Genomic DNA, 24,612 nt, shown 5'->3' on the forward strand with positions numbered 1-24,612 from the left:
CCGGAGGACCGCCATGACCAGCACCGCACTGCCCACCACGGACGACCTGCGCACCCGCGCCCGCACCGCCCTCGACACCATCGGCGTCGAGGTCGCCGAGGGCGGCGACTTCTCCGCCCGTACACCGCTCACCGGCGAGAACCTCTTCGGGCTCACCGCCGCCACCGACGCCGACGCCGAAGACGCCATCGCCGCCTCCCGTACGGCCTTCCTCACCTGGCGCACCACGCCCGCACCGCGCCGCGGTGAACTCGTGCGCCGTCTCGGTGAGTTGCTGCGCGAACACAAGAGCGACCTGGCCGACCTCGTCACCATCGAGGCGGGCAAGATCCGCTCCGAGGCGCTCGGCGAGATCCAGGAGATGATCGACATCTGCGACTTCGCGGTCGGCCTGTCCCGGCAGCTGTACGGCCGTACGATCGCCTCCGAACGCCCCGGCCACCGGCTGGCCGAGACCTGGCACCCGCTCGGTGTGGTGGGCGTCATCTCCGCCTTCAACTTCCCCGCCGCCGTGTGGTCGTGGAACACCGCCGTCGCCCTCGTCTGCGGCGACACCGTGATCTGGAAGCCCTCGGAGCTCACCCCGCTGATCTCCCTGGCCTGCGACCACCTGCTCGCCCGGGCCGCCGACGAAGTCGGCGCGCCCCGCGACGTACACCGCCTGCTGCTCGGCGATCGCGCGGTCGGTGAGAAGCTTGTCGACGACCCGCGCGTCGCGCTCGTCAGCGCCACCGGCTCCACCCGCATGGGCCGCGAGGTCGGCCCCCGCGTCGCCGCCCGCTTCGGCCGCAGCCTGCTGGAACTGGGCGGCAACAACGCGGCGATCGTCGCCCCGTCCGCCGATCTCGACCTCGCCGTCCAGAGCATCGTCTTCGCCGCGGCCGGCACCGCGGGCCAGCGCTGTACGACGCTGCGCCGCCTCATCGTGCACCGCGACATCGCCGACACCCTCGTCGGGCGGCTGACCGCCGCCTACGGCAGGCTCCCCATCGGCGATCCGTTCGAGGACACCACGCTGGTCGGCCCGCTCATCTCCCCCGCGGCCCTCGACACCATGAACAGCGCCCTCACCCGCGCCCAGGCCCAGGGCGGCAAGATCCTGGCGGGTGGCAACCGGCGCCTGGCCGAGGCCGCCCCCGCGGCCGCCTATGTCGAGCCGGTCCTCGTCCGCGTCGACGCACAGACGGACGTGGTACGGGAGGAGACCTTCGCACCGATCCTGTACGTCCTCACGTATGACACCCTGGAGGAGGCGATCGCGCTGCACAACGACGTCCCCCAGGGCCTGTCGTCCAGCATCTTCACCCGCGACCAGCGCGAAGCCGAGGTCTTCCTGTCCGCCGCCGGCTCCGACTGCGGCATCGCCAACGTCAACATCGGCACCTCCGGAGCCGAGATCGGCGGGGCCTTCGGCGGCGAGAAGGACACCGGCGGCGGCCGGGAGTCCGGCTCCGACGCCTGGAAGGCGTATATGCGCTCGGCCACCAACACCATCAACTACTCCAGCGAGCTCTCCCTCGCCCAGGGCGTCAGCTTCCTCTGATCAGGCATCTCTCTCACTCGGGCGCGGACGGTGGTCCGGGGCCTGGGACGCACACCGGCCGAAAAGGCGTGCGGTGGGACAGGGTATGCGCTGCCGAGCGCATCACCTCCGAAACACCGCTACCGTGCTTCGCCCTCCTCGTGGGTTCGAACCGCATTCCCCACCATGATTCAGCCCGCGCCCGGCCGCCGAAGCGGACGGCGAGTTAACGGGGCCGGGGCGCCGACCGCATGCGGCGGCGCCCCGCACACATCAGTCGACCCGCCGCGCCAGTACCTGCCCCGGCCACTCCCCGGACAGGAAGCGCTCGGTGGGCGTGAAACCGTTGCGCTCGTAGAACGCGACCAGTTCGCCCCCGCCGCCCGCCCAGCAATCGACCCGCAGCAGCTCCACGCCGGCCCGCCGGGTCTCCTCCGCGGCATGGGCCAGCAGCGCCGCCCCGATGCCCCGGCCGGCGTGCCGTCGGTCGGAGACCAGCAGCCGGACGTATCGCTCGGGTTCGCCGGCCGGGGCGATCGGCATCTGCGGACTGGGCCCGGAGTCCAGCACCAGGGCTCCGACGGGCACTCCGTCCGACTCCGCGATGAATGGGGCGTTCTCGGTCAGATACCGCTCGACCCGCGCCACCCCGCCGGGCCTCCGCGAGTACGGCATCGTGCCCCACTGCTCGGTGTTGCCACGATCGTTCATCCAGACCACCGCGGCGTCGAGCATGTCCAGCACCGCCGGCGCGTCGGCCACATTGCCCGGTCTGATCCGTATGGTGTGTGTGGTGTCGTTCACGGCGGAAGTCTAGGCAGAAAAATACCCGGAACCGCCGGTCGATCGAATGGGCGCTCAAGCGGATTGCGAAATTCCCCGGGCGATCGGGAATTTTGCATCAGACTTTCGGCCGATTGTGTACTGCGAGTGGTTCGGCCTGGGACTACGGTGTTTTCGAGCGTCTGGCAGAACGGAATCGGCGGCACCGGGACGTGGCGGCATTGGGGCGAACCGTATTCGGGCGACTGTGCGAAGAGCGTCAGTGGAGTCACCCCGCGGTGTTTCTCGCGGTCTACGCCAATGTCGCCGCCCGTCTGGGAGAGCCGGAACAGGTGACGGCCCGGCAATTCCACCGGTGGCGTGAGCCTGATCCGCCGTACCCCGGGCCGTCGAGCCAACGGGTGCTGGAGGACATGTTCGGTGCGCCACTGGAACACCTCGGGTTCCCCCTCCCCCAGCGGCACCGCGGCCCCTCGGCATCCGGTGGCGCGGACTCGGCGTTGCGGTTCGCCGTACTGGGGCCCGTTCGCATCTGGCGTGGCGAGCAGGCGCTCCCGGTCCTCAGGCCGCTGGAGCGCGCCGTGCTGTGTGTGCTCCTGCTGCGGGGGCGCACCGCCACCGCGGGCGAGCTGGTCGACGGGGTGTGGGGCGACGCCCCACCGCCTCAGGCGATCGCCAGCTTACGTACCCACGCCTTCCGTCTTCGCCGAGCGCTGGGGCCCGGCGTCCTGGTGTCGGAGGCCGGCGGGTACGCACTGCGGATACGGCCCGGGGCACTGGACCTCGCGGTGTGCGAGAGCTACGAGGCACGGGCGGAACGTGCCACGGCGGAAGGGGAGTTGACCGGCGCGCGGAAACTGCTGCACATGGCGGCGGAGCTGTGGGAGGGACAGCCGCTGGCCGGAGTTCCCGGCCCGTACGCCGAGGCCCAGCGCGCCCGTCTGGAGCAGTGGCGCCTGTCGCTGTTGGAGGCGCGCCTCGAGCTCGACCTGGAACTGGGCCTGCACACCGATGCGGTCTCGGAGCTGACCGCGCTGACCGCGGAGCACCCGCTGCGCGAGCGGCTGCGCACACTGCTGATGACGGCGCTCTACCGCAGCGGCCGACAGGCGGAGGCGCTGGGTGTGTACACCGACACCCGCCGCCTGCTGTCCGAGGAACTGGGCGTGGCGCCCAGCGCCGAACTCGCCCGGCTCCATCAGCGCATCCTGCGCGCCGACCCCACGCTCGCCGGGCCACGAAGGCTCCCCGCCGGGGCCAAAGCGGTGCCCACGGCCTCACCCTCCCCCGCGCCGCGTCCGGCGCAACTCCCGGCGAAGCTCGCCGACTTCACCGGGCGCGCCGCCGTCATGGACACCTTGCGGAAGCGGCTGCCGCTCGCCCAGGGGACGGTGATGGCGATCTCCGTGGTGCAGGGGCTCGGCGGGGTGGGCAAGACGGCCCTGGCCGTGTGCGTCGCGCAGGAGGTCCGGGAGCGGTTCCCCGACGGGCAGCTGTTCGTCGATCTCATCGGCCACAACGCCCAGCCCGCCGATCCCGCGGCCGTACTGGGCACCTTCCTCCGTGCGCTGGGCACCCCGCCCGCGGAGGTCCCGGAGGGGTTACAGGAGCGGGCGGCGCTGTACCGCTCGATCCTGGCCGACCGCCGGGTGCTGGTCCTGCTGGACAACGCCCATGACACGGCGCAGGTGCGCCCGCTGCTGCCCGGCTCTCCGAGCTGCGCCACGCTGATCACCAGCCGCGCCCCGATGACCGGGCTCGACGGCGCCCATGTGGTCGACCTCAGCACCATGGCCCAGTCCGAGGCGCTGGCCCTGTTCACCCGCATCATCGGCGACGAGCGGGCCGCGGCCGAGCCCCGCGCCTGCCGCCAGGCCGTCGCCGCCTGCGGCTATCTGCCCCTGGCCATCAGGATCGCCGCCGCCCGGCTGACGACCCGCCCCGCCTGGACCGTGCGCAACCTGACCGACCGCCTGGCCGACGCCCACCGCCGCCTGCACGAACTGCGGGCCGGGGACCTGGCCGTCAAGACGAGCTTCGAGTTCGGATACGCGCAACTGGGGCCCTCGCAGGCGCGGGCCTTCCGGCTGCTCGCGCTCGCCTACGGACCGGACATCTCCCTGGCCGCGGCCACGGCCATCCTCGGCGTCACCGCCCAAGAGGCGGAGCGATTACTCGAGTCGCTCGTCGATACCAGCCTGCTGCATTCGCCCGAGCCCGGCCGCTACCGTTACCACGACCTCGTTCGCATCTACGCGCGCGACCGCGCCGAGCGGGATGAGCCGCCGGCAGGCCGAGCGGCCGCGATGTCGCGCATGCGGGACTTCTACGTGGCCTCGGCGGCGCGCGTGTACGCGATGGGACGGCCGGGAGACCGGCTCGTCGGCCATCTGTTGTCCACCGACCACCCCGGGCAGGACTTCGGGGGCGCCCGCACCGCGCTGGACTGGCTCCTCAGCGAAGCGGACTGCCTCCTCACCTGCGCCCAGCAGGGCGCCAAGTCCCCGGAGAGAGGCGCCGTGCGCCGCGCGGCGGACCTCCTCCTGGTCACCAGGGACCTGGTCGAGTCCGGTACGCACTACCTCCAGTACGAGGCGGCGGCCCGTTCGGTGGGCCATGCCGCCCATATCGCCGGGGACACGGCCGCGGAGGGCCGGGCCCGCCTGGCCCTGGCGGGGATGTTCCCCGTCACCAGGGGGCAGCAGCAGGCCGACGACGACGCCCGCCGCGCGGGCCTGCTCGCGACTGCCGCGGGCGACCTGACCACCGCCTGCCACGCCGTGAACGTACGTGGCGTCGTAGCGATCTACCAGCAGCGCTACGACGACGCGGAAACACACCTCCGCGAGGCACTGCGCGGCTTCCGGGCCGACGACAACCTCGCCTGCGTGGCCGGTGTGTTGTCCAATCTCTCCCGCGTGCACGCCGCCACGGGCCGGGCCGACAGCGCCGTCGACCTCGCCGCGCGGGGAGTCGACCTCCGGCGGAGCCTGGGCAGCACCTGGCGCATCGCCAATGGCCAACTCGCCCTGGGAATCGCCCTGCACCGGGCAGGACGGCATGCTGCGGCACTGACCGAACTGCTGGAGGCGCTCAACACGTTCCGCGACAACCGGCAGCGGCTCTGGGAGGGTTCCACCCACGCCCGGCTGGCCGAGGTGTACCTCGCGGCGAACCACCCGGCCGAGGCGGCCACACATGCCGAGCAGGCACTGGCTCTCGGCTCCATCGGCAACAAGTGGCGCCGCGGGTCGATCCTGAGTGTGCTGGGCCAGGCATTGGAGCGACTGGGGCAGCCGGACAGAGCCCGCGCGTGCCGGCGCAAGGCCGAGATGTCCTGGGTCTGGTGGAGCCCCTGACCCTACGGCGGGCCTCCTTCTTCATACGAGCTGGGGCGTTCAGCGGCAGGTCGGCATCCTTTCGGGTTGCGGACCTGTCGGCGGAAGCCGATGTGCGGCTGTGCCGGCCGAGCACCGGTTGACTTGGCGCGGGCGGAGGCGATCACGTCTCCGAAGCGCGCGTCTTGTGAGGGCTGCCACGTTGATCAACAGACGGAACGTACTGCGGGCAGGCACGCTTCCGTTCAACCACCGGTACGCCGGGATCCGGCCGGCGGGAATCGTGGCGTGCGGCACCACCAGGGACGTCCGTACGGCGGTCCGCTGGGCCCGGACGGTGGGGCTGCCCGCCGTGCCCCGGATCAACCAAGTGCCGCCGGACGCGACGGCGTTCGTCCACCGCAACGCCGTGTTCATCCTCGCCGCCGAGACCTCGTGGGCGGACTAAGACCCGGCACCTGACGTTCCGCAGGGGGCTTGACAGACTGATCGGCGCGAGTCTCGCTGTCGCGGTCGGCGGGACGAACGGATACACCGCGATCGTCGCCATCAACGCCCTGTCGTTCGCCGCCGCGGCGATCCTGACACGGCTCGACGCCTCAGGCGGCACTCACGCCACTTCCGCCAACGCCACACCAGAACACGACGCCCCCTCAGAGCACGCCCCCACGAGCGGCTGGGCGAGCACCCTCCGGGCCCTCATGACCACACTTCTCGCCCTCGGCCCGGCCACCACCTGGATCCCGATGGCAGCCCTCGCCATGGTCAACATGCTCGGCATCGCCCTTCGCACGCCTCAGTGGGCTCGTGAGTCGAGGAGAGGAGGGCTCACAAGGCCCTGGACCTGTACATGTCCCGGCGCTGAACGTTCAGGTGGAGCTGAGCCGACCATTGACGCGGCCGAGTACAGCCAGAACCTCGGCATCCCCGAGGGCGGTTCCGGGATCGCTCGCCTCGCCGTTACCGCCGCGATCCGGCTTCCGGGCTCGCATCACGGCGGTCATATCCATCCAACGTATTGACATATCAATTGGATGAGATCACTCTCTTCGCATGGCCGAACGCGACCTCCCGCTGTACGAGCAGATCCGCCGGGAGCTGGAGAGCAACATCCGGGACGGCCGGTGGCAGCCCGGGACCCGGGTGCCCACCGAGGCCGAGCTCGGAGAACGGTTCGGTGTCTCGCGGATCACCGTGCAGCGCGCGCTGCGCGAGCTCGTGGACGCCGGGCTGGTCGTCCGGTACCGCAGGCACGGCACGTTCGTCGCACAGACCACCGATGAGGAGAATCTGCTCCGCTCCGCGGGCGTGCTGACCAGCGGGCCCGAAACCCACGGCGACCACCGGGTGATCAGCGCCAAGGTCCTGCCCGCGGGCGGCGCGGCCCTGCGGCTGCCCGGCCTGGACGACAACGACGCCGTCGTGCAGCTCGATCGCCACAAGCTGAGCCCCGACGGCAGCCGCGTGACCAGCACGGAGCTCGCCGTGCTGCCCTTCAGGTTCGCCCCCGACCTGCTCGACCAGGATCTGGTCAGCATCACGAGCCATATGTACCTCCGCGACCGGGGCGTGCCACTGCAACGCTCACGGCTCTACGTGGAGCCGTACGCCCTGGACGAGGAGCACGCCGGGCTCTTCGGCCTGACGCCGGGTGCCGCGGTCTTCCGCTGGCTGCGCGTCACCTGGGCGGAGAACGACGAGGTGGTCGAACACCTCGAAATCATCCTGCCGACCGACACATCCCGCTTCTACGTGGAGACCTCGCTCCAAGGCCCGCTCCGCTGATCCCTGTTCGCCTCCCCGCCGCAGCGTTTCCCCGCTTCCTCTCTCCCCTCGGCCACCCCTCGTTTCCCCCTTCCCTCCCGCCTCCTCCGGTCGCGGGAGCGGGAACGGCACTTCCATCTCTCATCGCAGGAGGTAGCCATGCCATCCCCCCGATCAGCCCTGCCCACCCTGTGTGCCGTGACCAGTGCCCTCGCGCTCACCGTCGCCGTCACCGGCTGCGGCGCCCCCAGCCCCTCCGCCGGTGGCGGAAAGGGAGGCACCCTGGTGGTGGCCGGCTACGGCGGCTCGTTCGAGACGGCGTTCCGCGACTCGGTCCTGCCCGCGTTCGAGAAGAGCTGCGGCTGCGAGGTCACCTACATCCCCGGCTCCTCCACCGACACCGTCGCCAAACTCAAGGCGCAGCGCGCCAATCCGCAGATCGACGTGGCGCTGGTGGACGACGGTCCCCAGGCGCAGGCGCTGGAGGCCGGGCTGCTCGCGTCGATCGACACCAAGGTGGTGCCGGTGGACCACGTGGCGAAGATCGCCCGGATGGAGAACGACTCGGGGGTGGGGTTCGGGCTGACGGCCACGGGCATCGCCTACAACCCCGAGTGGTTCGAGGATCATGGCATCCCCAAGCCCACCACCTGGGAGGATCTGGCCAACCCCAAGCTGAGGGACAAGGTGGTCCTCCCCTCGATCACCAACACCTATGGGGTAGGGCTGCTGGTCGGCGCGTCCAAGGCGAACGGCGGCTCGGAGAAGGACATCGACCCCGGTCTCACGGCGGTCAAGAAGATCGCCAAGAACGCGGCGACGTTCGACACCACCGCCGATGTGTCCAACTACTTCCTCCAGGGCCAGGCCGCCGCCTCGGTGTGGGGGGTGTCGCGGACCTCGACGCTGGCGGAGAAGGACTTCCCGATCGAGTTCGTCTACCCCGAGGACGGTGCGATCGGCCTGGTGACCACGGCGAACGTGGTCAAGAAGGCGCCGCATGAGGAGCTGGCCCAGAAGTTCGTCGCCCATCTGCTGGAGCCGTCCGTCCAGCGCGCGCTCGCCAAGGCGACCTACGACGGCTCGGTGGTCCAGGGCGTCAAGGAGGACCCGGCCCTGAAGAACAAGGTCGTCAGCACCGACAAGGTGGACTCCCTGCTGAAGCTCGACTGGAAGACCATCAACAAGAACCGCTCCGCCTGGACCGACAAGTGGAACAAGCAGGTGGAGAGCAAGTGACCGCGGGGACGGACACCGTGGGCAGGGAGAGCGCGCCGGCCGGGGCGGACACCGCCACCCGAGCGGGAAGCACCCGCGGGCGGCTGGTCCTCAAGGGGATCCACAAGGCCCTCGGCGGCAAGGAGGTCGTCCGTGGCATCGACCTGACGATGGAGCCAGGGGAGTTCCTCACCCTGCTCGGTCCGTCGGGTTGCGGCAAGAGCACCACGCTGAACATGGTGGCGGGCCATCTGCTGCCCGACTCCGGCGTGGTGGAGGTGGACGGCCGCGACATCACCCGGCTCCCGGCGAACCGGCGGGCCATGGGCATGGTGTTCCAGTCGTACGCCCTCTTCCCGCATATGACGGTGGCGGAGAACATCGCGTTCGGCCTGCGGATGCGCAAGGTCGGGGCCGCCCAGCGCAGACGCAGGGCGGCCGAGGCCCTGGAGCTGGTGGGGCTCGACGGCATGGGCGAGCGCTATCCGCGCCAGCTCTCCGGCGGGCAGCGCCAGCGCACGGCCCTGGCCAGGGCGCTGATCGTTCAGCCCGATCTGCTGCTGCTCGACGAGCCGTTCTCCAACCTCGACGCCCAGCTCAGGGTGCGTCTGCGCGAGGAGGTCGCCGCCCTCCAGCGCCGGGTGGGCACCACCACGATCCTGGTCACCCACGACCAGGACGAGGCGCTCGCGGTGTCGGACCGGATCGCGGTGATGGCCGAGGGTACGATCCACCAGCTGGACGTCCCCGAGACCGTGTATCTGCGCCCGGCCACGGACTTCGTGGCGCAGTTCGTCGGCGAGGTCAATGTGCTCGACGGGATCGCGGCGGGGGCGGCCGCCGAAGGGCACCGCTGCCGGATCGGTGACACCCACCTCGTCGCGGCGACACCGGTGGGCACCGCACCGGGCGACGGCGAGGCGGTACGGCTCTATGTGCGGCCGGAGGCCGTACGGGTGCTGGCCGTACCCCAAGCCGTGCCCGGGAAGGGCCACTCGGCGAGCACAGCCGACCGTACGGCGGCGGAGCCGGGGCTTCCCGGCACCGTCGAGGCCACCCGTTTCCTCGGCACCCGTGTCCGCTGCGTCGTGGCCACGGCCGCGGGCCGTGTCGAGGCCACGCTGCCGTTCGGTTCCGAGGTGCCCGGCCTGGGCGAGGAGGTGATCTGCGCATGGCAGCCACAGCACGCGTCGCTGACGGCCCGGCCCTGAGCCCCGACGGCTCCGCGCCGGCGCCGGGGGTTTCCCGGCCGGTCAAGGAGCGCGGCCCGTGGCGCACCGGTCTGCTGCTGGCCTCCCCCGCCATCGCGGTGCTCGCCCTGCTCTTCATCGCACCGCTGTTCATGCTGGTGTACAACAGCTTCCGCACCCAGGCGGGCGATCCCACGCTGCACAACTACACGCGGTTCCTCGGGGACTCCTTCTACCGGGATGTGCTGTGGCACACCCTGTGGATCGGCGCGCTGACCACCCTCGGCTGTCTCGTGGTGGGCTACCCGTTCGCCGTCTATCTGCGCGGCCGCTCCCCCAGGGCGCGCAACTACCTCTCCCTGGTGCTGCTGTCGCCGCTGCTCATCTCCATGGTGACCAGGGCATACGGGTGGCTGGTGCTGCTCGGGCCGAAGGGGCCGATCGCGGACGGGTTCCACGCCGTGGGCCTGGAGGCGCCCAAGATGCTGTACAACGACACGGCGGTCGTGGTCGGCATGGTGCATGTGATGCTCGCGTACATGGTGCTGCCCCTGATGGGCAGTCTGGACCGGATCGACCCGGCCCTCACGCCCGCGGCCAAGGGTCTGGGGGCGAGCGGCTGGACGTGTTTCTGGCGGATCACCGTCCCGCTGTCCTTGCCGGGGATGCTCGCCGGTTCGCTGATCGTGTTCAGCCTGACGGTTTCCAGCTTCGTCACCCCGGCGATCCTGGGCGGGCCCACGGTGAAGCTGATGCCGTACTTCGTCTACACCGAGGCGACATCCAATCTGAACTGGCCGTACGCGGCGGCGATCGGCTTCGTCCTGATCGTGGTGACGACGGTTCTGACGGCCGTGTACGCCCGGCTGCTGCGCGGGCGTGGTGGCAAGGAGGTGTTCGCGTGACCACGGCAACGCAAACGGAAGCGGCGACGGCGACGAGCAAGGCGAGCAAGGCTGCGGGCGAGCCGATCGCCGCGGGCGCGGCCGGGCGCGCCAGGCGTCTGCTCGGCGCGGTGTTCGCCGCGCTCGTCGGCCTGTTCCTGCTGGCGCCCGTGCTGGTGACCATCGCCTCCTCGCTCACCACGACCAGCTATGTCACCTTCCCGCCCAAGGGGCTGACCCTGCACTGGTACGCGGAGCTGCTGAACCGCCCCGAGTTCCTGGACTCGTTCCTGCTCAGCATCGGCGTGGCGGCGGGCGCGGCCGTGGTGTCCACGGCGCTCGGGCTCGCCGCCGGGCTGGCCATCCACCGCTATCCGTTCCCGGGGAAGTCGGTGCTGGACAGGGTGTTCTCGAGCGCGTTCGCCGTGCCGACGATCGTGCTCGGCATCGGGCTGCTCCAGTGGTACGCCCAGCTCGGCATGGCCTCCAGCCCGCTCACCCTGCTGCTGGCGCATCTGGTGCTGACCGTGCCGTACACCGTGCGCCTGGTGCTCGCCGGACTCGCCGGGCTCGACCGGTCGGCGGAGCTGGCCGCCGCCGGGCTGGGCGCGAAGGCGCCGCAGGTGTTCTGGCATGTGACGCTGCCCGCCGTGCGCGGGCCGCTGATCGCCGGGGCGTTCTTCGCCCTGATCACGTCCTTCGACGACCTGACGATCGCGCTGTTCGTGGTGACCACGGACATGCAGACCCTGCCGGTGCGGATCTTCAACTACCTCCAGTACAACTACGACCCGACCGTGACCGCTGTCGGCACCGTGATGGTGCTCTTCGCCGCGGTGGCCGTCGTCATCATCGAGCGCGTCGTCGGCGTCGCGCATCTGTTCGGGGCCGACCCCGAACACTGACCTTCGTGCCAAGGAGGATTCCCGTGCGAGTTGTGGTCATCGGAGCCGGAGTGGTGGGCGCGGCCGTGGCGGCGGAGCTGGCCGCGCGTGGCGCCCGGGTCACCGTGCTGGAGGCCGATCACCCAGGAGCGGGCACCACCGCGAACTCGTTCGCCTGGATCAACAGCGCGAACAAGGAGCCGGAGCCGTACTTCGCGCTCAACCACGCCGGTATCCGCGCACACTACGCGCTGGCCGGGGACGGCGCGCCGTGGTTCTTCCCCGCCGGAAACCTGGAGTGGGCGGTGACGGACCGGCACAAGGAGGTGCTGGCCGCGCGGGTGGCGCGGCTGACGGCCAGGGGCTACCCGGCGGAGTGGATCACCGCGGAACGGGCCAGGGAGCTGGAGCCGGACCTCGCGGCGGCACCGTCCCACGCCGTGTACGCCTTCTTCCCCGAGGAGGCGTACACCCTGCCCGTGCTGCTGCTGTCCCGGCTGCTGGGCGCCGCCAGGGACCGTGGCGCGACGGTGGTCGGCGGCGCCAGGGTCACCGCGATCGAACGGGGCGCGGCCGGAACCACGGTGGTCTGCGCCGACGGCGGCCGCCACCCGGCGGACACGGTGGTGAGCTGCGCCGGCCGGTGGACACAGGAGGTGGCCCGGCTGGCCGGTGCGCACGTCCCCATGGCGGACCCGGATCTCGCGGGCTCGGCCACGGTCGGCTTCCTCGCCACCACCGCGCCGACGGCCGCGCGGCTGTCCCGCGTACTGACCGGGCCACGGCTGAACGCCCGCCCGGACGGCGGCGGGCGGCTGCTGCTCCAGGCCCTGGACCTGGACGCGACGGCGGACCCCGCCAAGGCGTACGCGCCCGACGGCGAGATCGCCACCGCCATGCTGGCCCGCCTGCCCGAGGTGCTGAACGGCGCCGAGGGCACCGCGGTGGAGAAGGTACGGGTCGGCCGGCGCGCCATGCCGGGCGACGGCTTCACGGTGGCGGGCTTTCCCGCCACCGACGTTCCGTTCTATGTGGTGGCGACCCACAGCGGCATCACCCTGGCCCCGCTGCTCGGCCGCCTGGTCGCGGACGAGCTCTACGGCGATGAGTCGCCCCTGCTGCAGGACTTCCGGCCCAGCCGCTTCACCTCGGGCGCGGTCCTGCCCCCGCCACCACCGGCCCGCCGCCCGGGCGAGCAGTGAGACGGGCGCCCGGAGCCGTGCTCCGGGCGCCTCGGATGCGCGGGGCGGGGGACGGCCCCCGCCCCGGGGCCCGGCGGGTCGGAGGGGTCTCAGGGGCCGTCGGCGCAGTCGAGTGCCGTGAGGTCGATGGCATCGGCCAGCGCCTGCATCCCCTTGTCGTTGGGGTGCAGATGGTCGCCGTTGTCGAAGAACGGCAGGATGCGCTCGGGGTCGTAGGGGCTGCGCAGGGCGCGGTCGACGTCGGTCACCGCGTCGAACTCGCCGCTGCCGCGAACGAAGGCGTTGACGTCCTGGCGTACCCGCTCGGCGGCCGCGTCCCATTCGCTCCAGCCCTTGAAGGGCCCCACGGTGGCACCGACCACGCACATGCCGGCCACGTGCGCCCGCTCGATGATCCGGCGGTAACCGGCGATCATGTCATCGGCGGTGACACCGGTGTGCGCCTTGATGTCGTTGACCCCCTCGAAGAGGAACACGGTCCGCACGCCCGGGAGGGACAGGACATCGCGGTCGAGCCGGTTCAGGGCGCTCTGCCCGGCGCCGTCGGCGAGGACCTTGTTGCCGGAGATCCCCTCGTTCGCCACTCCCCTGACGTCGGTGGCCGCCTGCCGCAACCGGCGCGCGAGGTAGTCGGGCCAGCGGCGGTCGAGGTCGGTGGTGGACTGCCAGCCGTCGGTGATGGAGTCGCCGAGCGCGGCCACGGCACCGGTCGCGGCGGAGGTCCGGACGGTGGCGGCGTCGAGGTAGAACCAGGAGCCGGTGGTGTCCGTCCAGTGCGCGGCGCTCTCCTCCCCCGTGTGGTCGCCCTGGGACGTGTACGACGTCTGCATCGCCATCCCGTGGCCCGTCGCCGGACCGGCCGCGTCGGGGGTGTGGAGGCTGACGACCAGGTTGGTGGCGGCGGGCAGGCTGCCGGGCAGGGCGTCGCTGAACACCACCTCGCCCGCCGGGATGGTGACGGTGTGTCCGCCGCCGAAGGTCAACCGCCGGTTGCTGCCCCGCTTCAGCTCGGCACCCGACTTCCGCACGCCGACGTAAAGGCTGTCGAGGGTCAGCGGCCGGTCGCCGAAGGCGTTGGAGAGACGGATGCGCAGATCGCTCCCGCCGACGCTGGTGTGCACGACCATCCGATAGCCGCGGTCGGGTGCCCCGTCTCCTAAGCGATCGGCGCTCGCCGCCCAGGTGACGACGTCGTGTCGGCCGCCCGCCGCCGTGGCGGGCGTGGCGTGCAGCGCGGCGGCCGCGAGCAGTACGACGCCCAGGCCACCGATGGCGGCGCGGCGAGCCGTCATCGGGCGAACCCCTTCAGCGTGACGGACCCGCCGGGCTCCAGGCGGACCGTGCGGGAGGTGGAGCCGTGGGCCACCGTCGTGGTGCGGCCGCCGACGCTGCGGATCGTGGCCGAGGTCGGCACCCCCTGCTGCCAGTACAGATCGACGACGAAGCCGCCCCGCGCGGCCAGTCCCGTGACCGAGCCGGACGCGGCCCAGGCGTCGGGCAGGGCGGGGAGCAGTTCCAGGTGGCCGGGGCGGGAGTACAGCAGCATCTCGCTCATGGCGGCCGGGGTGCCGAAGTTGGCGTCGATCTGGAAGATGCCACGCCCCTTGTCCACCTCGTAGATGTCGAAGAGGTTGAACGCGGTGCCGTTGCTGCCGTCGGTGGACGGGCGGAGGTTGTTGGCCACGAGCCGGTACGCGGTGTCGGCGTCCTTCAGCCGCGCCCAGCACGCGGCCCGCCAGGCGTTGGCCCAGCCGAAGCTGTTCATGCCGCGCGCGGTGAGCAGGGCGGTGGCCCCGTCCACGATCTCCTGGGGAGTGGAGCCGTCGGGGCGGACGCGGTCGCCGGGGAACAGGCCGATCAGCGGGGACAGATGGCGGTGGGTGGTCTCCCCGAGGTTGTCGGGGGACATCCACTCCTGGAGCCGGCCGGTCTTCGGGCTCACCTCCGGCAGGTACAGCTTCTTCCGCAGTGAGGTGATCGTGTCCGCGTAGGCGGTGTCCTGCTTCAGCTCGGCGGCCGCGGCGGCGAAGTTGCCGAACAGCGCCCACACCAGCTCCTGGGCGTAGGTGATGCCCTTGGCGTCCTGTGGGCCGTGTTCGGGCGACCAGTCCCTGTCGTCGATGAGCACCTCCCTGGAGGTGCCGGGGAGGGTGGTGGTGAGCAGCCGCGCCTCCCAGAACTCACAGGCGCCCTTGAGCAGCGGGTAGATCTTCGCCAGATACGTCCGCGACTGGGTGTACTCGTAGTGCTCGTACAGGCTGTTGCTCAGCCAGGCGTTGCCCGCGGGATGCCACCACCAGCCGCTTCCGCCGTGGATGTTGGTGGAGAAGGCGACGGTCCAGCCGGCCACCTTTCCGCTGGAGTTGCGGTAGCGGTTGCGCGGGTCGTTGAAGAGGTCGTGGGTGAGCCGGGCCCAGGACGGGAGCTGGGCGAGGCAGTAGTCGGCGAAGGCGTCGAAGCACGGGGACAGCCCCGCGCGATCGGCCATCCAGTAGTTCATCTGGATGTTGATGTCGGTGTGGTAGTCGCCCATCCAGTCCGGATCGTTGCCGTCCAGCCACAGGCCCTGGAGGTTCAAAGGGAGGCTGTCGCGCGAGCCGGAGATCATCAGATAGCGACCGAACTGGAGGTAGGCGGCCTCCAGTTCGGGGTCGGGCATCCCGTCCCGGGCGCGTGCGGTGAGGCGCTCCCAGGTGTCCAGGGAGCGCTGGGCGTCCGTGGAGGTGCCGAGCGAGAGGGTGAACCACTCGTACAGGCGGCGGTAGTCGGCGATATGGGTGCGCAGCAGGGTGTCCGCCGAGTGCTGGGCGGCGGCGAGCACCTTCGTACGGGCCAGCTTCTCGGGGTCGAGGGTGGGATCGCGGTAACCGCTGTCGGCGTCGGGCGCGTAGTTGGTGCCGCCGCTGACCACCACCGTGAGGTCCTTGCAGCCGGAGAAGTCGATGCGCGTGCCGCCCACCCGGACCCGGCCGCCGCTGCCGTACGCCGTGACCGCCGCGCCGTACCGCAGGCCGTTGGGGAAGGACGCGCCGAACGACTCGGCGTGCGAGGGCTTTTCGCCGTGGGTGCCCTCCAGGGTGACGCTGCCGGTGTAGCGGCCGCCGCCGCTCTGTGTGAAGTGCAGGACGATCACGTCGTCGGGGTGGCTGGCGAAGATCCGGCGCCGGTAGGTGACACCGGAGTGGACGTAGGAACTGGTGACCAGTCCCTGTGCGAGGTCGAGGGCGCGGCGGTAGCCGTTGACGCCGGACAGATCGTGGCCGGGGATGTCCACGGTGAGCCGGGCCAGCAGGGTGAAGGAGCCGAAGTCGTCCCGGCCGTACGGGAATTGGCCGTTGGCATCGAGGGTGTCGTTGAGGCCGCCGGTCCACATCGTGGCGTCGGTGATCAGCAGCAGCTCGCGGCCGGGGTCGTTGCTCGCGAGGGCGCCGAGGCGGCCGTTGCCGACCGGCAGGCCCTGCTCGATCAGGGAGCCCTCGTCGCCGGGGGCCCGCCACCACAGCTCGTCGTGTGAGCTACCGCTGAGCGGCGGGGTGTCGGCCGGGCGCCGGGGCGCGGCGGAGGCGGTGAAGGCGGGCAGGGCGCCGAGGGTCAGGGTGAGTCCGGCCGTCGCCGCGAGGGACAGCGCGGTTCGTCTGCTGGGGTCTGTGCCGGAGTCTCTGTCGAGGTCTTCGTTGACGTCTCCGTCGGGTTCTCTGCCGGCGTCGGTCGGGCGGGGGTTCATGGCGGCTCCAGTCGTCTGAGATCGGCAGATCGGCAAGGGGCCCGGCCGCGGGGCCGGGCCCCTTGGTGTTCAGGAGGACTTCGGTACGTCGATCCGGTCGATGTCCGGTGCGTAGCCGGAACCGCTGTCGAACGTGATGGTGTTGGAGCCGGCCTTGAGCGTCACCGGAACGTAGACACTATTGACGGTGGACCAGTCGCCTGTCGAGGGGAACGTGTGGCGGGTGGCGCCGCCGCCGTTGGCCGAGACATCGGCGGAGCGGGCGTCGCCGCTGATGTAGGCCACCTTGATCTGGTAGGTGCCGGCCCTGCCCACCTCGACGTTGTTGATGGTCAGCCTGGACCCGGTGTAGAGGTTGCCGACCTTGCGGCCGTCGGAGCAGGCCGCGCAGTCGGCCACGGAGGCGTTTCCGCCGAGGGTGTTCGCGGAGGACTCGGCCTCGATACCGGTCCACGTGAGCGCGTCGCCGCGTGGGGTGACCGTGAAGAGGCGGGAGCCGTGGGCGGGCAGGGCCTGGGTGATCCCGTTCTTGTGGGTGCCGAGGTTCTCGCGGTTCCACAGATCCCGCACCGCGGCCTTGCCGGTGAAGCCGAGCGTCGACCAGTCGGCGGTCACCGAGGCCGGTCTGTCGGCGAGGTTGAACAGGGCCACCGTGTAGCTGCCGTCATGGTTCTTGGCTGCCCACACCTGCTGGGGGTCGGACGGTGTGACCGGCCGCGCGGGCGGGTTGTCGCCCTGGTTGACGGCGATGACCTCGCGGTTGGTCAGCAGCGACAGCCCGTAGGAGTCCAGCTTGGTCACGTCGTCGCCGGTGTAGAGCGGGGACTTGGCGATCGCCCACAGCGTGGCGTAGCTCTGCCGCTCGGCCCTGGTGAGGCCGTCCATCTCGCCGTTGCCCACATTGAGGGAGTCGAGGTCGTTCCAGCCGCCGGGGCCGGCGTGCCGGGTCCAGGCCGGGGTGTCGTCCCAGCGGTCGTCGACGGAGTTCTCCCAGCTGACGAGCGTGTTGCAGTAGCACTCGACGTCGGTGTCGACGCGCCAGCCGTTGGAGTGCTTCTTCCAGTCGGCGGCGTGCCCGATGTCCAGCGACCAGGACAGCTCCAGGTGGATCGGGCGGCCGGTGGCGGAGATCGCCTTCTGCCAGGCGGCCACGTCGGCGACGTTGTCGTAGTTGTCGCCGCTCTTGAAGGAGCCGGGGCCCACGCCGTCGAGCTTGAGGAAGTCATAGCCCCAGTCGGCGAACATCCGCGCCTGGGAGTCGATGTACTTCTGTGCGCAGGGATCGGAGAAGTCGATCTTGTATGCGCTGTCCCAGCCGTTGGTGGTGCGCAGGTCGTCGTAGACGATGTCGGCGGTGGTGCAGCCCTCGGCGTTCCAGATCGGCACCTTGCCGCCGCCGTACGCCTCCTTCTCCAGGCCGACGGGCAGATAGATACCGGCCTTGAGGCCCTTGGAGTGGATGCGGTCGGCGACCGACTTCATGCCGCTGGGGAAGCGCACGGGGTCGGCCTTCTGCCGGCCGTACGCGTCGAACTCGGGCGTCCACGCGTAGTCGCGCCACCAGCCGGCGTCGATGTTGATGTACTCGTAGCCGTACTTCTTGAGCTTGGCGGCGAGGGCGTCGGTCTGCTTGAGGACGTTCGCCTCGGTGAGGTAGCTGTAGTCGCCGTTCGGATTGAGGCCCGGGTACTTCGACGACTGCATGCTCCAACTGGTCCATCCCATATAGGGCTTGGCGGCGGTGTCGGTGTCGGTGGCCGAGGATGCCGGGGTGGCCGTGGTGGCGTTGCCGTCGTCGGGCTGTGCCCGCGCCGCCGGGGCGGCCGTGGCGAGGCCCGCGGCGAGGGCCAGGACGACGAGGGATCTCAGACCGCGTACGGGCATGACGGAGTACGAGGGTGACCGCATGGGTCTACCTCCTGGGGGTGCGGTTCGGGGGACGGGGTGGCGGGGAGGTGCGGCGGGGTTCGGGGGTACGGCGGCGGAGGTTGCCCTTGTCCCGACCGGCGGTGGGGGAATGGCAGCCCGCGCTAGTTCGCGTCTGACCTGATGAAGGACTGGATGGCGGTGGCCGCGGCTCCACGAGCCCACTCGTCGAACGGCAGCGGCCGGGTCTGTACGTCGCACCGCGCCGCGGAGCCGAAGGCCGCCGTGGCGAAGGCGTCACGGATGTGGTCGGCGAACAGGTCGTAGGCGGCCAGACCCTCGCCGGAGATGATCACGCGTTCGGGGCCGAGGAGATTGGCCACGGTGGCGATGGCTCGGCCGATGGCGTCGCCTGCCCGTGCGTAGACCTCCCGTGCGCCGGTGACGCCGTCGTGGGCCAGCCCGGCGGCCTCGACCGCGTCGGCCACCTGGACCCCGGTGGCCGCGCGGACCTGACGGACGATGGCGTCGTCGCCGGCGATGGCCTCCACACAGCCACGGTTGCCGCAGTGGCAGCGGGGGCCCGCCGGGTCGACGGTGACGTGTCCGATCTCACCGGCCACGCCGTGAGCCCCGGCCACCACCCTGCCGTGGACCACGAGGCCACAGCCGATGCCCGCGCCGACCGTCACGACGGCGAACCCTGACAGCCCCACGCCCGCCCCGAACCACTGCTCGGCCACGGTCAGCGCGCGCACGTCGTTGTCGACTGTCACCGGCAGCCCCGTGGTCATGGCGGCGAGTTCGGCGAGTGGCACATCGCGCCACTCCAGGAAGGGCGAGTAGCGCACCACGCCCTCGGCGCGGTCCACATCGCCGGAGACGGCCATGCCCAGGCCCGCGACGCGCACACCGAGGCCGTCCGCCTCGATGAGCAATTCCCGGACGAGTTCCGCGGCCGTCCCCAGTACCGCCTTGGGGTCGCGGGCGGGGAGGGGGATGTGCCGGGCGACGAGGATCCGGCAGCACAGGTCGGTGAGCACACCGATGGCCGTGTCCCCGGTCACCTTGACCCCGATGAACAGCGCGCGGCCGCCATCCACCCGCACCAGGTTCGCGGGCCGCCCGAGTGCCGGGCGCGCACCCTCGTCCACGTCCTCCACCAGGTAGCCGGCCTCGATCAGGGGACGGACCGCCTTGGTGACGGCCGCGGCCGACAGCCCCGCCCGCCGCGCCACTTCCAGGCGGGTGAGGGGGCCCTGCGACAGGACCGTGGTGAAGATCTGCGAGGCGGCCGACGTGTGCGCCGGGAACGACTCGACAGCGGAGGGCGAGGACATGGCCGGGAACCTAGGCCCCTTATTTTCCACTGTCAATGAAAGAAGCAAGAATCTCCTGAGGATTGCCTGTGAGGCCTGATCCCGCCTCCAAAGCGCGACTCCTGCGGGGGTGTTGACATGCGATCGAAGGTCTCGTTGGCTTACCGGGCGACCCTCTTCCCTCACTCGCCGAGTCTGCCCGCATCCGTACGCGGCACCCGCCGCTCCCCCGCCGCCCTTCGAACGTGAGGCCCGATGCCGACGATCTCCCGTGCCCCGGACACCGGGGTCTGGCTGCTGACCACGCCCCGTACGTCGTACGCCGTGCACATCGACGAGACGGGCGCGCCCTGCCACCTCGCCTGGGGGCCTCGGCTGACGCCGCGGGAGGCGGAGGAGCTGGTCCTACCCGCCGGGGAGGCGGCGAGCAGCTTCGAGGGGCGGCCCGCGGTGGGCGAGGAACTGCCGGTGGACGGCGGCACCCGCTACGGCACGCCGTCCCTCCAGGTCCGCTACGAGGACGGCTCGCGTGGCTTCGAGTGGCAGCCGACCGGGCACCGCGTCCTCACACCGTCCGACGGTGTCGGCGAACTCCGTCTGGAATTCCGCGACCGCCACTATCCGCTGCACGTCGCGCTCCACTACCGGGTGCGGGACGACACGGATGTCATCGAGCGCTGGACGGTGCTGCGCAACGACGGTGAGCAACGTGTCAGCCTGCTGCGCGCCGACTCGGCGGCCTGGTCCCTGCCGCCGCTGGCCGACTACCGGCTCAGCCATGTCACCGGGCAGTGGTCCGCGGAGAGTCAACTGCGCCGCGAGCGCCTGCCGCACGGGGAGACCGTGCTGACCAGCCGACGTGGCATCACCAGCCACCACGCCGGCCCCTGGGTGATGGTGGACGCGGGTGACACCGGCGAGGAGCACGGCCGGGTGTTCGGCGCCGCCCTCGCCTGGAGCGGGAGTTGGCGCATCACCGCACAGCGCACACCGGACGGGCGCGCCGGTTTCACCGGTGGCGTCGGCCACGAAGGCACATGCGTGCCGCTCGCGCCGGGCGAGGAATGCGCCACCCCGGTGTTCGCCGGGCTGTTCACCGACGGCGGGTTCGGCGCGGCGAGCCGGGCCTGGCACGCCTACACGCTGCGCCACGTCCTGCCGCACGGACGCGAGGTGGCGCCCGTGCTCTACAACTCCTGGGAGGCCACCGGCTTCGACGTGGACGAGGCGAACCAGAAGGCGCTGGCCGAGCGGGCCGCCGCCCTGGGTGTGGAGCTGTACGTGGTCGACGACGGCTGGTTCGGGGCCCGGCGCAGCGACCGCGCGGGGCTGGGCGACTGGACCCCGGCCCGGGAGCGTTTCCCGCGGGGCCTCGGCCCGCTCGCCGACACGGTGCACCGCCTGGGCATGCGCTTCGGCATCTGGGTGGAGCCGGAGATGGTCAACCCCGACAGCGACCTCTACCGCGAGCACCCCGACTGGGTCCTGCACACCCCCGGCCGGCCCCGCAGCGAGCTGCGCAACCAACTCGTCCTGAACTTCGCCCGCGACGACGTGGCCGACTGGGCCCACGGCTGGCTGACCCGGCTGGTCGCGGACCACGGCGTCGACTTCCTCAAGTGGGACATGAACCGCGCCTTCAGCGAGGCCGGGTGGCCCGGCGCTCCGGACGGCCACGACCGGCTGTGGACGCGCTACGTGGCCAATCTGTACGGCGTCCTCGACCGACTGCGGGCCGACCACGCCGGGCTGCGCATCGAGACGTGCAGCGGCGGTGGCGGACGCGTGGACCTGGGCATCCTCGCCCGCACGGACCAGGCGTGGGTGTCGGACAACACCGACGCCGTCGACCGTCTGGTCATCCAGCACGGCTTCAGTCAGCTCCACCCGGCGCGGGCGATGTCCGCGTGGGTGACCGATGTGCCCAACCAACTCACCTCCCGCACCGTGCCGTTGAGGTTCCGCTTCCATGTGGCGATGTGCGGGCTGCTGGGCATCGGCGGGGATCTCGCCCGCTGGTCAGAGGAGGAGCTCGCCGAGGGCGCCGACCTGGTGGCCGAGTACAAGCGGGTGCGCCACCTCGTCCAGTACGGCGCGCTGTACCGGCTGTCCGGACCGCACGGCGAGGCGCCGACCGTGGTGCAGTACGCCGCCGAGGACGGCGCCGAGACCCTGGTGCTGGCCTGGCAGCGCGGCCCGCGCCATGGACTCCCTCGGCTGCCGGTACGGCTGCGCGGGCTCACCCCCGGCGCCCGCTACCGCGACTCCCGCACCGGCGAGGTGCACCACGCCACCGTGCTCGCCGAGTACGGGTTCCGCCCGGACCTCCCGTCCGGTGACTGGGCGAGCACGGCCGTACACCTGGTCAGAGTGGGGCAGGACGAGGCGTAGCACCGCCGCTGTCGCGGTAGGCGGCGGTGGCGATCTGGACGAAGGAGCGGATCAGGGGATTCGTGTCCGTCTCGTTCCATGCCACCACCACGCGGCTCGGCTCCATGTCGATCAGCGGCACCACGGTGAGCCCTTCCGGCGGCTCGTGGTCCACGAGCGTCATGCCGACCGTGCCGTTCCACAGCACTGCTTGCCGGCATTCCTGGACGCCACGCACGACCGGGCCCTCGCGAGGTTCCCCGCCGTTCCAGTACGACTGCCAGAGGGGGTCGGTGCCCTCCGGGAACAGGAACCAGCGGCGGTCCGCCAGGTCGGCCAGTTTCAGGCTGTCGTGGCGGGCCAGCGGATCGTCGGCACGCAGCAGGGCACCCACCGGGTCGGCGCGCAGCTCGTGCACGGTCAGGCCGGTTGCGTCGAACGGCCCTCGGGTCAGGGCGATGTCCACCAGCCCGGCGTGCAGCCCGCAGGTGGGATCGGTGAGGTCGGTCTCGCGGATGTGGACCTCGACGCCCGGGTGCCGCCGGTGGTAGGCACCGGCCAGCCGGGTGGCGCCCGGGTCGGTGCTGTCCCCCAGGATCCCCACGGTGAGGCTCGCGGTGCCGACCGCCGCGGCCACGCGTACGCGCACCCGGTCGGCGTGGTCGAGCAGGGCGCGCGCCTCGTCGAGCAGCACGGCCCCCACCGGGGTGAGCGTGACACCGGCGGACGACCGGTGGAACAGCGCGGCGCCGAGTTCTGTCTCCAGTTGCTTGATCGCCCGGCTCAGTGGCGGCTGGCTCATGTGCAGCCGGACGGCGGCCCGGCCGAAGTGGAGTTCCTCGGCGACCGCCACGAAATAGCGCAGCGTGCGTAGCTCCATGGTGCAACGATACCCATCCGGTATCGACACCGCGGAAGAAGTCTTGGACGGGCGCGGCGGCCCGGCGGTGGAATCCCGGTGTGACTGAAGAACCGAAAACCAGTGTCCAGGCGATGAGCCGCTACGCCACCGGGCCCGCCACCGGCGTCGCCAGGAAGACGGGACGGGAATCGTGAACGTGGCGTATTGGATCGTCGCCGGTCCGCTCGCCCTCTTCTACCTCTACGGGGGCGGGGTGAAGGTGGTCCGGAGCCGTGAACGGCTCCGGCCGATGATGGCCTGGGTGGACACCACGCCGATGGCGGCCGTCAGGTCCATCGGCGTGATCGAAGTGCTCGGCGCGACCGGGCTGGTCCTCCCGCCGCTGACCGGCATCGCGCCCTGGCTGGCCCTCGCCGCGGCCATTGGGTTCGTGGTCCTGCAGATCGGCGCCACCAGGGTGCACCTGCGCCGTGGAGACCGCCAGGTGGCGCTCAACATCACGCTCTTTCTCGTCGCGGCCGTGACCATCTGGCCGGCGACGACATGGCTGTGACATCAGACATCAGACATCGGGCAGGGCCACTCAGCGGCCCGCCTCGCCAAAAGGTGACAAAATGATCCGAGGAGGTTGACCCGCGCCGGGCAGGAGGGCTGGTGGACCTGGACGATCTGGACGCCATTGCCGATGAGCTGTACGCCCCGCCACCGGCGGACTTCACCGCCACCCGCGACGAGCGCGCCAAGGACGCCCGCACCGCGGGAGACCGGGAGCTGGCCGAGCGGATCCGCCGCTTGCGCCGCCCCACCAAGGCGGCGTGGGCGAGCAATCTGCTGGTGCGGCGGCAGCCGGACGAAGCCGAGCAGGTCCTTCAGCTCGGCGAGGCCCTGCGGCAAGCACACCAGGATCTGGACGGCGGGCAACTGCGGAAGCTGGCCACACAGCAGCGCCAGGTCATCGCGGCACTCGCCCGCCAGGCGAGGGAGCTGACCGCCCAGGCCGGGCAACCGATCGGCGAGGGCGCCCAGCGCGAGGTGGAGGAGACATTGCGCGCCGTGCTGGCCGACCCGGACGCGGGACAGGAATGGGTGCGGGGGCGACTGGCCAAGCCGCTCACGGCACCGACCGGATTCGCGCTCGTCGCCGACGCCGCCCGGTCCGCGCCGCCCGCCACCACCCCGCGCCGCGGCGAGGGGGCCTCCGGCAGCAGGGTGGCCGACCTGGACGCCGCTCGTTCGCGGCGCCGCGAACGCCAGGAGCAGGAGCGGCGCCGCGCGGAACAGGAGCGGGAGCGGCGCCGGGAACGCCAGGAGCGGGAGCGGCGCCGCGCGGAACAGGAGAAGCGCCGCGAACAGCGGGAGCGGCAGGCCCGTGCACTTCAGGAGGCCGAGGACGCCGAGCGCCACCTGCGCGCCCGCGAGGGGGACCTCACCACGGCCGAGGACGAGCAACGCCGGGCCGACCAGCGAAAACACCAGGCGCAGCAGCGTCTGGTGGACCTGAGAAAACAGCTCAAGGAGGCCGAGGACGAGCAGCGGGACGCCGATCAAGCCGTCCGGGAGGCCCACACGCGGGTGCGGAAGGCGGACCGGGCGGTCCGTGAGGCGAGGCGGCGGGCCACGGACGTGGCGGCACAAGCGGAGCAACTCGCCGATCAAGCAGAACCGCCGACGGTGTGAGGAAAAGGC

At 71.4% G+C, this 24,612-nt stretch carries 19 protein-coding genes; 13 read left to right on the forward strand and 6 right to left on the reverse strand.

The genetic code is table 11. The annotated features are described in order from the left end of the window. Positions 1-13 precede the first annotated feature (13 nt). Positions 14-1,543, forward strand: a complete 1,530-nt coding sequence (amaB, locus tag IEJ02_RS05370) for an L-piperidine-6-carboxylate dehydrogenase (RefSeq protein ID WP_191063626.1) — start codon at positions 14-16, stop codon at positions 1,541-1,543. Between the two features lie 252 nt (positions 1,544-1,795). Here the strand turns inward: amaB and IEJ02_RS05375 are convergent, their stop codons facing one another. Next, positions 1,796-2,326: a GNAT family N-acetyltransferase gene (locus tag IEJ02_RS05375; RefSeq protein ID WP_191063627.1), complete on the reverse strand. Its 531-nt coding sequence runs from the start codon at positions 2,324-2,326 to the stop codon at positions 1,796-1,798. A 257-nt stretch (positions 2,327-2,583) separates the two neighbouring features. Here IEJ02_RS05375 and IEJ02_RS05380 point away from each other — a divergent pair, with 257 nt between their 5' ends. The 9 genes from IEJ02_RS05380 to IEJ02_RS05420 all read left to right on the forward strand — a co-directional run bounded on the left by IEJ02_RS05380 (position 2,584) and on the right by IEJ02_RS05420 (position 12,785). Further along, positions 2,584-5,664: an AfsR/SARP family transcriptional regulator gene (locus tag IEJ02_RS05380; protein ID WP_317985723.1), complete on the forward strand. Its 3,081-nt coding sequence runs from the start codon at positions 2,584-2,586 to the stop codon at positions 5,662-5,664. 181 nt (positions 5,665-5,845) lie between these two features. Continuing rightward, a complete protein-coding gene (locus tag IEJ02_RS05385; RefSeq protein ID WP_191063628.1) occupies positions 5,846-6,091 on the forward strand; it encodes an FAD-binding oxidoreductase in 246 nt (81 codons plus the stop codon). A gap of 253 nt (positions 6,092-6,344) precedes the next feature. Beyond that, positions 6,345-6,665, forward strand: coding sequence for a hypothetical protein (locus tag IEJ02_RS05390; RefSeq protein ID WP_191063629.1), 321 nt, complete (start codon positions 6,345-6,347; stop codon positions 6,663-6,665). A 31-nt stretch (positions 6,666-6,696) separates the two neighbouring features. Beyond that, complete coding sequence (locus tag IEJ02_RS05395; RefSeq protein ID WP_191063630.1) at positions 6,697-7,428, forward strand: GntR family transcriptional regulator; 732 nt, start codon at positions 6,697-6,699, stop codon at positions 7,426-7,428. Positions 7,429-7,605: 177 nt separating this feature from the next. Beyond that, positions 7,606-8,646 (forward strand): ABC transporter substrate-binding protein, encoded by a 1,041-nt coding sequence (locus tag IEJ02_RS05400; RefSeq protein WP_275558124.1) that lies wholly within the window; start codon positions 7,606-7,608, stop codon positions 8,644-8,646. Continuing rightward, positions 8,643-9,836 carry an ABC transporter ATP-binding protein gene (locus IEJ02_RS05405; protein ID WP_317985724.1) on the forward strand — a complete coding sequence of 398 codons (1,194 nt, stop codon included), beginning with the start codon at positions 8,643-8,645 and terminating at the stop codon, positions 9,834-9,836. Before IEJ02_RS05400 ends, IEJ02_RS05405 begins: the two co-directional genes overlap by 4 nt. Beyond that, a complete protein-coding gene (locus IEJ02_RS05410; RefSeq protein ID WP_191063632.1) occupies positions 9,797-10,720 on the forward strand; it encodes an ABC transporter permease in 924 nt (307 codons plus the stop codon). Before IEJ02_RS05405 ends, IEJ02_RS05410 begins: the two co-directional genes overlap by 40 nt. Continuing rightward, positions 10,717-11,604: an ABC transporter permease gene (locus IEJ02_RS05415; RefSeq protein WP_317985725.1), complete on the forward strand. Its 888-nt coding sequence runs from the start codon at positions 10,717-10,719 to the stop codon at positions 11,602-11,604. Before IEJ02_RS05410 ends, IEJ02_RS05415 begins: the two co-directional genes overlap by 4 nt. A gap of 23 nt (positions 11,605-11,627) precedes the next feature. Continuing rightward, positions 11,628-12,785 (forward strand): NAD(P)/FAD-dependent oxidoreductase, encoded by a 1,158-nt coding sequence (locus tag IEJ02_RS05420; protein ID WP_191063633.1) that lies wholly within the window; start codon positions 11,628-11,630, stop codon positions 12,783-12,785. 89 nt (positions 12,786-12,874) lie between these two features. Here IEJ02_RS05420 and IEJ02_RS05425 read toward each other — a convergent pair whose 3' ends face one another. The 4 genes from IEJ02_RS05425 to IEJ02_RS05440 form a co-directional block, all read right to left on the reverse strand. Beyond that, complete coding sequence (locus IEJ02_RS05425; RefSeq protein ID WP_191063634.1) at positions 12,875-14,077, reverse strand: SGNH/GDSL hydrolase family protein; 1,203 nt, start codon at positions 14,075-14,077, stop codon at positions 12,875-12,877. Continuing rightward, entirely contained in the window at positions 14,074-16,509 is a 2,436-nt protein-coding gene (locus IEJ02_RS05430; RefSeq protein ID WP_223863407.1) for a glycosyl hydrolase family 95 catalytic domain-containing protein, read from the reverse strand. Before IEJ02_RS05430 ends, IEJ02_RS05425 begins: the two co-directional genes overlap by 4 nt. Positions 16,510-16,578: 69 nt before the next feature. Next, complete coding sequence (locus tag IEJ02_RS05435) at positions 16,579-18,417, reverse strand: alpha-galactosidase D (protein ID WP_191063635.1); 1,839 nt, start codon at positions 18,415-18,417, stop codon at positions 16,579-16,581. A 122-nt stretch (positions 18,418-18,539) separates the two neighbouring features. Continuing rightward, the gene (locus IEJ02_RS05440) at positions 18,540-19,715 is read right to left on the reverse strand and encodes an ROK family transcriptional regulator (protein ID WP_191063636.1); all 1,176 of its coding nucleotides are present in this window, start codon (positions 19,713-19,715) and stop codon (positions 18,540-18,542) included. Between the two features lie 234 nt (positions 19,716-19,949). Between IEJ02_RS05440 and IEJ02_RS05445 the strand changes: the two genes are divergently transcribed. Next, positions 19,950-22,085, forward strand: coding sequence for an alpha-galactosidase (locus tag IEJ02_RS05445; RefSeq protein ID WP_191063637.1), 2,136 nt, complete (start codon positions 19,950-19,952; stop codon positions 22,083-22,085). Here IEJ02_RS05445 and IEJ02_RS05450 read toward each other — a convergent pair. Further along, positions 22,060-22,944 carry a LysR family transcriptional regulator gene (locus IEJ02_RS05450; protein WP_191063638.1) on the reverse strand — a complete coding sequence of 295 codons (885 nt, stop codon included), beginning with the start codon at positions 22,942-22,944 and terminating at the stop codon, positions 22,060-22,062. The genes IEJ02_RS05445 and IEJ02_RS05450 overlap by 26 nt on opposite strands. 172 nt (positions 22,945-23,116) lie before the next feature. Between IEJ02_RS05450 and IEJ02_RS05455 the strand changes: the two genes are divergently transcribed. Together IEJ02_RS05455 and IEJ02_RS05460 are read left to right on the forward strand one after the other, a co-directional pair. Then, positions 23,117-23,479 carry a DoxX family protein gene (locus IEJ02_RS05455; RefSeq protein ID WP_191063639.1) on the forward strand — a complete coding sequence of 121 codons (363 nt, stop codon included), beginning with the start codon at positions 23,117-23,119 and terminating at the stop codon, positions 23,477-23,479. A gap of 101 nt (positions 23,480-23,580) precedes the next feature. Next, positions 23,581-24,603 carry a hypothetical protein gene (locus IEJ02_RS05460; RefSeq protein WP_317985726.1) on the forward strand — a complete coding sequence of 341 codons (1,023 nt, stop codon included), beginning with the start codon at positions 23,581-23,583 and terminating at the stop codon, positions 24,601-24,603. Positions 24,604-24,612 lie beyond the last annotated feature (9 nt).

The sequence above is a fragment of the Streptomyces sp. 5-10 genome (assembly GCF_014712245.1).
GTDB classification, from domain to species: domain Bacteria; phylum Actinomycetota; class Actinomycetes; order Streptomycetales; family Streptomycetaceae; genus Streptomyces; species Streptomyces violaceusniger.